Below are 12,642 nucleotides of genomic sequence, written 5' to 3' on the forward strand. Positions count from 1 at the left end.
CAAGCGGCAGCGACGCCGCGAACTCTCCCATCCTGGCCCATCGCACGCGGCTCGTCGGCAGCGACTCCCCTACGTCCACCGGGTACGAGCAGACCACCCAATATGGGCGCACGCCCGCACCCGCGGTGCTGGAACGATCGGCCGATCTACACTGGCTCAGATCCCGCCTGCCGCACCAGCGTGCGGAATCTCCAGTCGAAGGGCAGCCTGTGGGCAAGCAGATCAAGGTGGTCGGCGCGGTGGTGGTCCGCGATGGTGCGGTGTTGTGCGCGCAACGAGGTCCGCTCGGCAGTCTGCCCGGCAGCTGGGAGTTTCCGGGGGGAAAGATCGAACCTGGGGAGACGGCTCGGCACGCGCTCGAGCGCGAGATTCGGGAAGAGCTCGGTTGCACGGTCGACGTCGGTGCGCCGTTGACGACGACCACGCACGCCTACGACTTCGGTGAAGTCACATTGACCACGTTCTGGTGCACGTTGAAGTCAGGCGCTCCCAAGCTGACCGAGCATGCCGACGTGCGCTGGCTGCCGGCGCGAGATCTCGAATCGCTTGATTGGGCTCCGGCTGACATTCCCGCAGTGCGAATAATCGTTGCGCGGGGCACCCCCGGCTAGGGGTGGAGCAGCTCAAACGAGTCGCCGTCGCGCGCGGCGACTGTTATCCCAAGGTCTGCAGAGAGCTCCTGCAAATCGGGCTCCGACCGCCCAGGCAGAAGGATCATCGGAGAGACCTCCGCAGCGAGTTCTCGGGCGTTGTGCGCGTAGTCGAGCACTTGGCCGATTGCCATACGAACGTACTCGCGTCCGGTTGACTTCTTCGCCTCGACCACCCAACCTTCGGCCTCGACATACATGTCTGGCTCGATGATGGTCCCGCCGACGGGCAGCCGCAGGCGGCTCGCAGGGGTGCCGCGGCCTTCCAGCCATCGACCAAAGTCAGCCTGCAGCTGAAATTCGACCCGCGACACTACTCGGTCACCCGGCGGGAGTTGCGTGCCATCGACAACGAGCTTCATGTCCGACGCGTCCGGCGGACTCCAGGGGCCGATCTGAGGTTTGAGCATCCGCAATTGGCTGCGGTTCGGTGCCAGAAGGATCGGGTTCGCGTCGAGAGGCACGAGGTTGAAAACAATTGCCCGCCGAAGAACCTTGTCCTCACCGGGAATCATATGGAGCTCGCACACTGGATCACCCGTCGTGAAGGCGCCCACGTATGTGGCGTAGGGCGACTTCGCATTGAAGAGGCGGATTGTGCGCCCTTCGTCGGCTGACTCTAAGAGCGCCTTGTTTCCGTCAATGAACTCCTGGTTTCCCGAGGGGCCCTGGCCTGTGTAGGCGAACGTACCGTCCGGCCGCAGCCGCTCGAGCAGGTCGTACCCGTATCGTGCGCCGCGGGCGGGGTCAGTAAAGATGAAGATGTCGCGCGTCTTCGTCGATGTGGTTATCCCGCCTTGGTGGCGACCACCGTACTGGCGATGGATCGCGCGACGACGGACCCGATCTCCAATCTCGAGCGCCCACTCCGGCTCATCGGAGACTGGCGGGAGTCGGGAGCGAACTTCGAGCGCCTGGAGATCGTCAAGCACCCACCTCGTGGCATCGTCGGGGAGTGTGCCGTACAGCGACCGGAGGACGTCGCGGACACGCTTCTGTGATACCCCGAAGTCCAGCGCGAGCGTCGCCGGGGTTACAGGTTCCATTGCGCGAGCGTATCGGTCCCTTACCGAGATCCATGCGCGCCACTACCACTGCGGCTGCCGGAATGATCAAGTTCAGCTTTCCTCCGACAATCAGCCCATACAGCGGTCGGGCGCGGCGCGGTGCTCGTCGTCGAACGGCTGCTAAGTGACGCGCGCCAACGCGGAGTCTGCAAGGAGTGAGCGGCGGGAACGGAGGCGGCGGCGACGATCACCGCGGGCACCCAGCGCAGCACCGTTCCTACCTCGGGCGGGTAGCCGTAGATCGGGTCGAACGACGCGATCGTGTAGCCGAGCCAGGTGCGCGCCGGCACGGCCGACAGCGCGGGCAGCGGCACCGCCGGGCGCGAGGCCGTCCAGCATCCGAGCTGCGCCAGCAGCATCCCGGCCAGCACGCCGCCGAGCATCCCGCCGAAGTAGAGCAACTCGCGCGATCCGGCTGAGCCGTCGGCGATGCCGAGCCTACCGGCCAGCACGGCGAAGCTCTGCACCGTCGCGATCACGTGCACGAACAGCACGCCGAGCGCCGCCGGCCAGGCGCGCGCCCGCAGCATCCGCACGACGAGGCCGGCGACCACCGCGCTGAGCAGCAGCATGACGAAGATGCTCAGCGCGTAGTACTGACTCAGCGGCAGCAGCGAGAACGGCATGTCCTCCGGCATCGTCTGCTCGTGCCACATGTTCTGCAGCGGCAGCCGGCCGCCGCCCACCCACGACGGGAAGAGCATGAGAACGGATGCCGCGATACCGACGATCAGCGAGATCCAGGGGGGCTCGAAGCAGCAGAAGTGTCGACGTCAGTGTCGGGAAGCATGAGGGCAGGCAACCGGGCGCATCTACGCGTGTCGACTCATGCTCGGAAACGTCGGCATTTGCTGCTTAACTCAGGGGCGTGGACACGACGACGACGTACGGTGTGGGGCTGGCCCTCGTTCTGCTGCTGGTGCTGGTGCTAGTCATGTACCGCCGGCAGCGGCGGAAGTGGCAAACGCAGCGCGATGACGACGCGCGTATGCACGCGCAGCACCTCGCCGCAGTCACCGCCGATCATCACCAGCAGGTGCTGGCGCTGAACGCCGGACAGGCGGCGAGCGACGCGCTGCGCGACCGCGCTCTGCACCTCGCCGCGCGCGGGATGCGATGGGAGCTCAACTCCCGCGAAGCGCTGGTGAAGGCGTGCGAGGCGGCATCGTTGAATGCGATCGTCGCGACCAACGTCGTCTTCGCCGTCGTCTCGGAAGAGCGATCGTTCTGCGCACAGATCGACCACGTCGTCGTCACAGACAACACCGTGCTCGTCATCGACAGCAAGTACTGGAACGGTCTGGTCTTCGACGGCACCCGCCCCTCAGAGCTCGCTGCTCCGTTCGAGGCCCTGCTCGACGAGAAGAAGCTGACCCCGCCATTCGCCGTGCACCTGCGCCAGCGCGACGACGCGACGATCGGTCTGCGGGTCGAGCCGGGGCAGGCGTCGCCGGTTCGCCAGGTGCGCGTGGGCGCCTCCCGCCTGCACGCCTACCTGACGCCCCGCGTCGGTGACCTGCCGTACATCGACACGTGCGTGTTCTACTCGCATCCGAATGCCACGGTCGTCACCCCCGGCGTCGACGTGCAGGGCAACGCCCGCACACTGGTCGCCGACGTGCACACGATCGGCTCGATGTTGCGCCGGGCACACACCGCCCGCCCCGAGCAGTCCTCCCCCGAGCGGGTCGATCAGATCACCGAGGCGCTGATCGAGCTGGGTGCCGACATCGTGCGCACCGGCGCGTTCGCGGTGGACCGCCCCGTGTCTCCGGTGGCGCTCGACTACCGCATCCAGACCCGGCGTGAACGGTCGAGCGCCCGCGCCGGGGCCGCGCCGGCCGAGCCGCGCACGGGTGCCGCCGGTCGCTGACGCCGGCATCGGACATCCGAGCATGGGTCCTTCTCCCCATCGCCGGAATATCGCGCGACCGAATAGCCTGTACCGGTGGAGGTTGTGCTGTGGGGATGATGCTGCCGAATGAGCTGATCTGGGTGATGGAGAAGCTGGGCTTCGACTGGCCCGACATCGATGAGGACGAGCTTCGTCGTGCCGGGGTGATGATCTCGAACTTCCGCGGCGACCTCGAGAGCAAGATCCAGCAGATGGACCGCAAGGTCAACGGCGACCTGGCCGCGGCCATGCGCGGGCAGGCGGGCCCGGCCTACGTCAGCGCGTGGAACACGAACCGGTCGCAGAACCTCGAGAAGCTGCTCGGCCTGCTGCAGCCCGTGCCCGGCGGCATCGACATCGCCGCCGACGTCGTCTTCGGACTGAAGATCAAGGTGATCGCCGACGTCACCACCACGATGATCACGCTCGTCGGCATGCTCACCAACCCCGTCACCGCGCTCGGCGCCGGGCCCATGCTGCTGCTGAAGAAGAAGCTGCTCAACGCGGCGGTCGACATCGCCGTCGAGCAGCTGCTCGGCCAGCTGCTTCCCCTCGCCATCGAGCCTCTCGCCAACGAGCTGCCCCAGGTCATCTCGGCCGCCCTCGACTCCCCCATCGTCGAGGCCGTCGCCGGCGACCCCGACGAGTTTTACGCCGACCTGCAGGCTCTCGAGCACGCTGAAGGCGAGATGGAGCAGCACGCGTCCGACGTCGAGTCATTGACCGCACAGCTGATGGCCGATCTGTCCGGTCTGAACATCACGGGAGGCTGACCATGGGACACCCGCTGAAGAATGCCGTCGAGCCCCTGCTCAGGGCCCTCGACGACACCCCGATCCACGTCCGTCAGCTCGCGGAGATGTTCCGCAAGCACGGCGACAAGACCAAGCGCAACGGCGTCGACATCAAAGACCTCGACGACACGGATGTCGTGCCCGACGCACTGCAGAAGGGCTGGCGCAAGGACGGGCCGACGCCCAACCAGATCGTCGACGCCGGAAACGGCAACCGGCCGCACCCCTCCGCGTACCTCGACGAGGACTACATCGAAGCGCATAAGGCTCGCTTCGCCGACGGGGCAAGCCGCATCTATCTCACCGGGAACCTCGACAAGTACGGTCCGGGAAACGGGAACATGACCTTCGTGTTCCCGACATCGGAGCTGCAGAGCATTCTCGACGAGACCGGCGGCAACGCTCGTGAGCTGGCCGTGCGGCTCGGTATGAAGCCGGACTACTACATCGGTGCAGACGGACTGCCGAAGGATGTCGAGATCCGGCACTTCGCTCCCCACGAGCTCGCAGGGCTTCGCCTTCCCGATGGCAACGAGGGCGGGGCCAATCCGCAGTGGATCCCTGGCGGGTATCTCCCGACGGGTGATCCTGAGGCCGTCATCGATATTCCGGAGACCGCGACCGGGATCGGCGACGGCACACGCGGCGACGTGAGCTGGCCCGGGCGGCAGGAGGACCTCAAGCTGTGGATCTGAGGCATCCGCGCCAGACCTCACTTCCCCTCGCCTTCCAGGCGGGAGCGACGCAGCGAGGCGCTGTTCTTCCGGTCTCGGGCGAGGTGGTGATCGCCGCCCTCGAAGAGATGCTCACCGAGCGGCGCGCTCTGCCGGCGGAGGACAGCTGGCTCACGGCCGGCGTCCCCGCGCTGCGCAGAGGAGACGCCCTCATCGTTCCAGTGTCGTGGCGAGGCGACGCCGAGCCCGCCGATTCCGCCGAGCTGCGCGCCCAGACGAATTCCCTCTGGTCGGCGATACAAGCTGCGAGCGAGTACCGGTGGATGCACACGAACGGGATCGATCTCGACGTTCCTCGGGCCGTCGACTCTCCGACGTACGCGGCCGAGCTCCTGCGCACCGGCGCAAGGCGCGCCGACTGGTGGGGTCCTGGCGACTCGCTCTGGAGGATCGTCCTCGTCACCTACGGCGCTTCTCTTCCCGCCCCCGTCGACGCAGTGGCGGTGCACGTCATCCCCATCGAATGGATCGACGGAGAGATGCCGCCCACCGACCTGAACTGGTCGTGGGATGAGGTCGTCGCCCTCGCCGCCGCGAAGACGTACGACGACGACGTGGCCCCGCCCGGACCTTTCCACCGGTCGACCGTGAACCGCGGCGCACTGCTGCCCTCCGACGCCCGCGACCTGATCGTGCAGCATCACGGGCTGCTCCCCGGGGCGACCGAACCGACAGAAGACGGCTGGCTGGCTGAGAACGTGCCCGTGCTCGTGCGCGGTGAGGCGAAGGTCATCCCTCTCACCTGGCGGGGCGACGTCGATCGCGGCTGGAATCCTTACGCAGACGACGACGACATACGGACTTTCGTGTCGCGCGTGCGTGATTCGATCGTCGACGCCGCGGGCCCAGCCACATCGGTCGACCTCACCGACACCTCCGAACCGGTGGACAGCACCGGTTCGTACCGACAGGCACTGCAGAGCTCCCGGGCCGACCGAGCGGAGTGGTGGCGCTTCGACGACGGAACGACCGTCGCGCTGGTCTGGACGCGCGGATGGCCGGCCGTCGCCCTGCACGTCGTCCCCGCGAGCTGGCTCGACGAGTCCCTCGCCACCGACCCGATTCCCGATCTCGACCTGCGGTGGAGCTGGAAACAGGTGGTCGAACTCGACAACCTCACAATCGACCTGGCGTGATGAGACCCGCTCGACGACCGACGGCGCGGGTCTCAGCATGACCTCTGTCCTTTACCCGCGGCGCCTCGAGATCTACCGTCTCGAAGCCCTCGGCGACGATCCCTACCTCAGCGTCGACGAGGCCCGCGAGCAATATCAGCAGGGCGGCGGCTTGACGGTGATTCCGGTCGACCAGCCCATCTCATGGACGCTCGACGTGTCGTCGAACTCGCTCCGTTTCACCGTCTCGTTCCACACCGCGCAGAAGAAGCTGCTGCGGCGGGTGGTGTGGGAGCAGATCGATGGGATGCTGTTCTGCCGACGCGTCACCGATCGTTTCTACCCAGCGGGTGAGGAGCAGATCCCGCTCGTCGACGTCATCAGCGTCACGCAGGACATCTCGACCGACGGGGTGCTCGAGCTCACGGTGCGGACCCCGCGTGAGGACGACGAGTTCAGCCAGGTCGACGGTGTCGACACAGGAGCCCTGCGCGAAGCCGTCCCGGAGTTCGGCCAATGGCATCCGCTCATCGCGGCGTCTCGGCCTGCCGAGGTGACGCGCGTCGGCGACGGTGCATCCGCCGCAGCGCACGCTCTCGCAGCGCAGCTCAGGCACGCGGGCGGCGATCGTGGGGCGATGTCCGATTCGATGTGGCGGATCCCGGCTGATGCGGAGGTCGTCGTCCGCAACGTCGAAGCGCTCCTCACCGGATCTGTGATCGACAGCCTCCCGCTCGCCACGCGCGGTGATGCACTAATCGTGCCGCTGGGCGCGCAGGTCGGGACGCCGACCGGCGATCCGAGAGAGCAGCGGCATCGCATGCGGCTGCTGGCCGACGGGATCGACGGCGCGTGCGAGTACCGCGCCGGTCGAGGAATCCGCATCGACCTCGCCCGCACCGGCGACGATGAGGTGGCGGCGTACACGGCGGCGCTCCGCGAAGCGAATACGACCGAGGCGACCTGGTGGGAGATCGACCACGCGCATGGCGTCACCCTGGTCTGGACCGGAGACGAGAACCGCGGTGACCTCGCCCTGGCTCTGCATGTGGTGCCGATCAGCTGGGTGTCCGAGCGGCGGGCGCGCCCCGCCACCGGCTGGATCGACGTGCGGTGGGATCCGGCCGACTGGCCGCACGACGGCCGGGGGTCGGCTGTCTCATGAGCGGTCTCTCGGCGGATTCGCTGCGCATTGGTGCGGTGATCACGTTCCACGGCGATCGGATGGTGGCCTCTGGGGGGACCATCGTCGACGCGGCCGTGCAGCAGCTGACGTCGACAGCGCCCGCGACCGGCGATCGGTGGCTGACGCCCGAGGTGCCGGCGCTGTCGCGCGGTGACGCGTGGATCGTCCCGCTGTTCTGGATGCCCGACGCCGATGACCTCGCGGAGACCGAGCGGGAAGCGCTGCGCACCCGCGCCCATGAGCTGGGGCAGAGCATCATCAGTGCGTGCCGCTACGCGTACGGTGAGCCGCTCAGTGTCGACTTCGACGGCCGAGGCGGTCCGGCGCTGTACGCCGCCGAACTGGCCCACACCGGCGTGGCAGCGGCCGCCTGGTGGGCCGTCGGAGATCGGGCGATCGTGCTCGTCTACCACCGGGCGCACGACGGCGCTCCCACACTCCGGATGGCGCTGCACATCGTTCCCATCGGCTGGGTGTCGGATCGGCGACCGACGAAGGCGAAGAAGATGCCGCGCCTGAACCTGGCATGGAAGTGGGCGGACGTCGTCGACTTCGCCGTCGACGCCTGTAGAGCGCGCATTCCCGCCCCGCGCGCTGACGAAGGTCCAGTCGGACCCGGCCGATAGTGTTGCAGGGCAGGACGAGAACGAACGTGTGGGGAGACTCCGGAATGGACACTGAGGCGCGCATCTATGCAGCCAGCGAACTCGGCGTGCTGGCGGTCACCGCCCCCGGCGACGCGCATCCCCGCGTCGAGTACGTCGGCGGCGAGCTGTTCGTCGGGCTCACCGATCCGTCCGGAGCGGCGGTCACGCAGGGGCAGGTCGAGACCTGGTCCCGCCCGTTCGCCGACGTGGTGGCGGATGCCGTGGCATCCGCCGGCTCAGTCCCCGCCGCCGTCGACGGGATGATTCTCATCGATGACGAAGCAGTCGCGGCATCCGTCCTCGTCGACCCGAGCCGGATCCCGGCGGATGCCCTGGCGGGCGCGCCCGTGGTGTTCGCGCTGGCGCGCGACCACGTCGCGATCGTCGGAGCCGACGACGAGGCCGCGGTCGCACGCGTGCTCGACGACGCGGAGCGCCTCTACGACGCGGGCGGGCCGCTGGTCAGCGTGCACCCGGTGGTGCTCGCCGACCGGCAGTGGGGCCGGTTCGACTGGCTGCAGCACTTCCCCGACCTCGAGATGCGCATCCAGCGCGTGCTGCGCCTGTTCGCCGTGCGCGCGTACGAGCGGCAGGGCGAGGCGCTGCAGCGCCCGGACGTGCTCTTCCTCGTCCCCAAGACCCGGGTGCTCGAGACCGGGGTCACCACCACGTTCGCCGCCTGGCCGAAGGGCACCGCGTCGCTGCTGCCCGTTGTCGACAACGTGATCGTCGCCGACCCCGAGGGCACGCTCAGCGTCGCCACGTTCGATCAGTTCCTCGACGCCGGCGGCGAGGCCATCGTGCGCACCGGCCTGTCGCCCGTGCGCTATTTCATCCCCGGTGAGGCGCCCGAATCGGAATGATCGGGCGCGCTCGCGCGGGCGGCGCTGCGCTGAGGCTCCAGAACCTGACTCCGCGCTCAGACCCCTGATGCGCGCTCACTAGACTCGTTCGGATGCTCGACACGTCACCGGCCGCCGATCCGTTCGTCCGCGTCCGCGGCGCCCACGAGAACAACCTGCGCGGTGTTGACGTCGACATGCCGCGTGACCGGATCGTCGCCTTCACCGGCGTCTCCGGCTCGGGCAAGTCGTCACTCGCCTTCGGCACGATCTTCACCGAAGCGCAGCGCCGCTACCTCGAATCCGTCGCCCCGTACGCGCGCCGACTGATCCAGCAGGGCCACGACCCGCACGTCGACTCGATCACCGGCCTGCCGCCCGCGGTCGCGCTGCAGCAGCGGCGCGGCGCACCCAGCTCGCGCTCCAGCGTCGGCACAGTCACCACGCTGTCGAACTCGCTGCGCATGCTGTTCTCCCGCGCGGGCACCTACCCCGATGGCGTCACCGAGCGTCTCGACTCCGACGCCTTCTCGCCGAACACGGCCGCCGGCGCCTGCCCGCGCTGCCACGGCGTGGGCGTCGTGCACGACGTCACCGAGGACTCGCTCGTGCCCGACCCCTCGCTCAGCATCCGCGACGGCGCGATCGCCGCCTGGCCGGGTGCCTGGCAGGGCAAGAACCTGCGCGACATCGCCATCACCCTCGGCTACGACGTCGACCGCCCCTGGCGTGATCTGCCTCAGGCCGACCGCGACTGGCTGCTGTTCACCGACGAGCAGCCGGTGGTGCAGATCATCCCGCAACGCGATCGCATCGAGAAGCCCTACAACGGCCGCTTCTGGAGCGCGAAGAAGTACGTCTTCCACACCCTCGCCGACTCGCAGAGCGCGATGATGCGGGCCAAGGTGCTGCGCTTCATGCGCTCGGGGCCGTGCCCGCTGTGCCACGGCACCGGGCTGCGCCGCGAAGCCCTCGCAGTCACCTTCGCGGGGCGCTCGATCGCCGAGATGAACGCCCTGCCGATGACCGAGCTCGCCGCGGTGCTGCGCCCCACCACCGAGATCACCGACCCCGCTCCGGCCCTGCCCACCGCGGCCAGCGGCGAGCGCACCGAGGTGGCCGTGGCGATCGCCGCCGACCTGCGCGCCCGCATCGGGTTACTCTGCGACCTCGGTCTCGGCTACCTCGGACTCGGCCGGGTGACCACCACCCTCTCCCCCGGCGAGATGCAGCGCCTGCGCCTGGCCACCCAGCTGCGGTCGGGACTGTTCGGCGTCGTCTACGTGCTCGACGAGCCCTCGGCAGGCCTGCACCCGGCCGACGCCGAGCCGCTGCTCGAGGTGCTCGAGCAGCTCAAGCGCTCGGGCAACTCCGTCTTCGTCGTCGAGCACAACATGGACGTCGTCCGCCGCGCCGACTGGGTCGTCGACGTCGGCCCCGCCGCCGGCGAGGGCGGCGGCGAGGTGCTCTACAGCGGCCCCGTCGACGGACTCGAGAAGGTGGATGCCAGCCTCACCCGCCCCTACCTCTTCCCCTCCGCACAGGGCGGGCGCGCGACCGCACGCGAGCGCCGCGAGGCGGCCGCGTGGCTGCGCGTCGACGGCATCCGCCTGCACAACCTCCACGACGTCGATGTCGCGATCCCGCTGCAGACCCTCGTCGCCGTGACCGGCGTCTCGGGGTCGGGCAAGTCGACCCTCGTCAGCCGCGTGCTGCACGAGGTGGTGCGCGATCACCTGCATCCGGATGCCGATGCCGGCGACTCGGTCGAAGAGGAGACCGACCCTGACGAGCCGGGGATCGCCGAGGCGACCGCGCCGTCGGACATCGACGTGCTCACCGTGCGGTCGACCGACGGGCTGGAACTCGTCGACCGTCTCGTGCGCGTCGATCAGAAGCCGATCGGCCGCACGCCGCGCTCGAACCTCGCCACCTACACCGGGCTGTTCGATGCGGTGCGCACGGCGTTCGCGCGCACCGACCTCGCCCGCGAGCGCGGGTACACGGCAGGGCGCTTCTCGTTCAACGTGCCAGGCGGGCGCTGCGAGACCTGTCAGGGTGAGGGCTTCGTCGCCGTCGAGCTGCTGTTCCTGCCCGGCAGCTACGGCCGCTGCCCCACCTGCCACGGCGCCAGGTACAACGACGAGACCCTCGAGGTCCGCTGGCACGGGCACTCGATCGCCGACGTGCTCGCGCTGACCGTCACGCAGGCATCCGAGGTGATCGCCGAGATCCCCGCGGCGGCGCGCAGCCTGCGCGCGCTGCTCGACGTGGGCCTCGGCTACCTGCGCCTCGGCCAGCCCGCGACCGAGCTGTCGGGCGGCGAGGCGCAGCGCATCAAGCTCGCCACCGAGCTGCAGCGGGTGCGCCGAGGGCACACGCTCTACCTGCTCGACGAACCGACGACCGGTCTGCACCCCGCCGACGTGCGCCTGCTGCTGGCGCAGCTGCACGCGCTCGTCGACGCGGGCGACACCGTGGTCGTGGTCGAGCACGACATGGACGTCGTCGCCGACGCCGACTGGGTTATCGACCTCGGTCCGTCCGGCGGCGATGCGGGTGGGCGGATCGTCGCGACCGGGACTCCGGATGCGGTCGCCGTGGCATCCGGCAGCCGCACCGCTCCGTACCTCGCCAGCCGCCTTCCGGGCACACCCCGCTGAGCCTGCGCGCGGCGGTCAGGCACCCCGGGGCGCGGCGTGCATCCGGCTGTGATCGCGTCGCCGTAACCCAGCGCTCGCGCCGCGGCAACCCCCTGCCCACTGGACGGCGGCCACGGCATCGTGGTCAGCCACGGCGCCCGCACCCCGCGGGCGGCAGGAAGGGGCAGGCGATGACCGACACCACCGAGGACCGCAAGAAGGTCGCCGAACTGATCAAGGACTTTCGCTTCGCGATGTTGACCACGCGCAAGGGCGACGGCAAGCTCGTCGCCCGGCCGTTCACCGTGCAGGAGGCCGAATTCGACGGCGACCTGTGGTTCCTGATCTCCAAGAGCTCGTCCCCCGCAGAAGAGCTCGCCGCCGATGCGGATGTGAACGTCTCGATGAGCTCGAACGACGCGTGGGTCTCGCTCTCCGGAACGGCGTGGCTGGTCGACGACCGCTCCAAGATCGACGAACTGTGGAACCCGATGGTCGAGGCCTGGTTCCCCGGCGGACCCGACGACCCCGACGTGGGCCTCGTGCGCTTCACGGCGGAATCGGCGGAGTACTGGGACTCGCCGGGCGGGCGCATCGCGACGGTGTTCAGCTTCGTGAAATCGAAGCTCACCGGCGAGCAGTACGACGGCGGCGAGAGCGGCAAGGTCGACCTCTGACCTCGATCCGACATCGGCTCTTGCCGGTGTCGGTGGGCAGGACTAGTGTCTGATCACCGACACCGGCAAAGGAGCCGAAAATGAGCGACAGCAGCACCTCCTCCTCCGACCTCTTCGGCTCGAGCAGCGGCCCCGAAGCCCGCTCGATCGGCGACTGGACCGACCTCGGCCGCGAGATGTGGTCGTTCCTCACCGGCCGCGGGGCCGTCGTCAACTACGCCTTCGACGATATGACCGTCGAGGTCCCCCGCGACATCGGTCCCGACGCCCCGCGCGCGACCTGGAAGATCAACGGCACCCTGCGCGTCACCACGAGCGACAACACGCTCACCTCCGACAGCGGGTCGTCGGACTCCGCCCCGTCCGCGGGCTGACCGGTCGTCGGGGAGCACGG

General features: G+C 68.9%; 13 protein-coding genes. 11 read left to right on the plus strand and 2 right to left on the minus strand.

Features of this window, described 5'->3' with window-relative positions; translation table 11 throughout:
- Nucleotides 1-209: 209 nt before the first annotated feature.
- Nucleotides 210-611 (plus strand): (deoxy)nucleoside triphosphate pyrophosphohydrolase, encoded by a 402-nt coding sequence (locus V2S04_RS00060; protein WP_413636458.1) that lies wholly within the window; start codon nucleotides 210-212, stop codon nucleotides 609-611.
- Here the strand turns inward: V2S04_RS00060 and V2S04_RS00065 are convergent.
- Entirely contained in the window at nucleotides 608-1,696 is a 1,089-nt protein-coding gene (locus V2S04_RS00065; protein WP_413636459.1) for a hypothetical protein, read from the minus strand. The genes V2S04_RS00060 and V2S04_RS00065 overlap by 4 nt on opposite strands.
- Before the next feature lie 20 nt (nucleotides 1,697-1,716).
- Complete coding sequence (locus V2S04_RS00070) at nucleotides 1,717-2,421, minus strand: hypothetical protein (protein WP_413636460.1); 705 nt, start codon at nucleotides 2,419-2,421, stop codon at nucleotides 1,717-1,719.
- A 164-nt stretch (nucleotides 2,422-2,585) separates the two neighbouring features.
- Between V2S04_RS00070 and V2S04_RS00075 the strand changes: the two genes are divergently transcribed.
- The 10 genes from V2S04_RS00075 to V2S04_RS00120 all read left to right on the plus strand — a co-directional run bounded on the left by V2S04_RS00075 (nucleotide 2,586) and on the right by V2S04_RS00120 (nucleotide 12,622).
- Nucleotides 2,586-3,590 carry a nuclease-related domain-containing protein gene (locus V2S04_RS00075; RefSeq protein ID WP_413636462.1) on the plus strand — a complete coding sequence of 335 codons (1,005 nt, stop codon included), beginning with the start codon at nucleotides 2,586-2,588 and terminating at the stop codon, nucleotides 3,588-3,590.
- Between the two features lie 95 nt (nucleotides 3,591-3,685).
- Nucleotides 3,686-4,384: a hypothetical protein gene (locus V2S04_RS00080; RefSeq protein WP_413636463.1), complete on the plus strand. Its 699-nt coding sequence runs from the start codon at nucleotides 3,686-3,688 to the stop codon at nucleotides 4,382-4,384.
- A gap of 2 nt (nucleotides 4,385-4,386) precedes the next feature.
- Nucleotides 4,387-5,100 (plus strand): hypothetical protein, encoded by a 714-nt coding sequence (locus V2S04_RS00085; RefSeq protein ID WP_413636464.1) that lies wholly within the window; start codon nucleotides 4,387-4,389, stop codon nucleotides 5,098-5,100.
- Nucleotides 5,091-6,275 (plus strand): hypothetical protein, encoded by a 1,185-nt coding sequence (locus tag V2S04_RS00090; RefSeq protein ID WP_413636466.1) that lies wholly within the window; start codon nucleotides 5,091-5,093, stop codon nucleotides 6,273-6,275. Before V2S04_RS00085 ends, V2S04_RS00090 begins: the two co-directional genes overlap by 10 nt.
- A 37-nt stretch (nucleotides 6,276-6,312) precedes the next feature.
- The gene (locus V2S04_RS00095; protein ID WP_413636467.1) at nucleotides 6,313-7,419 is read left to right on the plus strand and encodes a hypothetical protein; all 1,107 of its coding nucleotides are present in this window, start codon (nucleotides 6,313-6,315) and stop codon (nucleotides 7,417-7,419) included.
- Nucleotides 7,416-8,066 carry a hypothetical protein gene (locus V2S04_RS00100; protein WP_413636468.1) on the plus strand — a complete coding sequence of 217 codons (651 nt, stop codon included), beginning with the start codon at nucleotides 7,416-7,418 and terminating at the stop codon, nucleotides 8,064-8,066. The genes V2S04_RS00095 and V2S04_RS00100 overlap by 4 nt, the downstream gene beginning before the upstream one ends.
- 44 nt (nucleotides 8,067-8,110) lie before the next feature.
- Nucleotides 8,111-8,950: a hypothetical protein gene (locus V2S04_RS00105; protein ID WP_413636469.1), complete on the plus strand. Its 840-nt coding sequence runs from the start codon at nucleotides 8,111-8,113 to the stop codon at nucleotides 8,948-8,950.
- Between the two features lie 92 nt (nucleotides 8,951-9,042).
- The gene (locus V2S04_RS00110; RefSeq protein ID WP_413636471.1) at nucleotides 9,043-11,592 is read left to right on the plus strand and encodes an ABC transporter; all 2,550 of its coding nucleotides are present in this window, start codon (nucleotides 9,043-9,045) and stop codon (nucleotides 11,590-11,592) included.
- A gap of 170 nt (nucleotides 11,593-11,762) precedes the next feature.
- Complete coding sequence (locus V2S04_RS00115; protein ID WP_413636472.1) at nucleotides 11,763-12,248, plus strand: pyridoxamine 5'-phosphate oxidase family protein; 486 nt, start codon at nucleotides 11,763-11,765, stop codon at nucleotides 12,246-12,248.
- An 80-nt stretch (nucleotides 12,249-12,328) separates the two neighbouring features.
- Nucleotides 12,329-12,622, plus strand: coding sequence for a hypothetical protein (locus tag V2S04_RS00120; RefSeq protein ID WP_413636474.1), 294 nt, complete (start codon nucleotides 12,329-12,331; stop codon nucleotides 12,620-12,622).
- Nucleotides 12,623-12,642: the final 20 nt, after the last annotated feature.

This window comes from Microbacterium sp. OR21 (assembly GCF_047306785.1).
GTDB lineage: Bacteria > Actinomycetota > Actinomycetes > Actinomycetales > Microbacteriaceae > Microbacterium > Microbacterium esteraromaticum_E.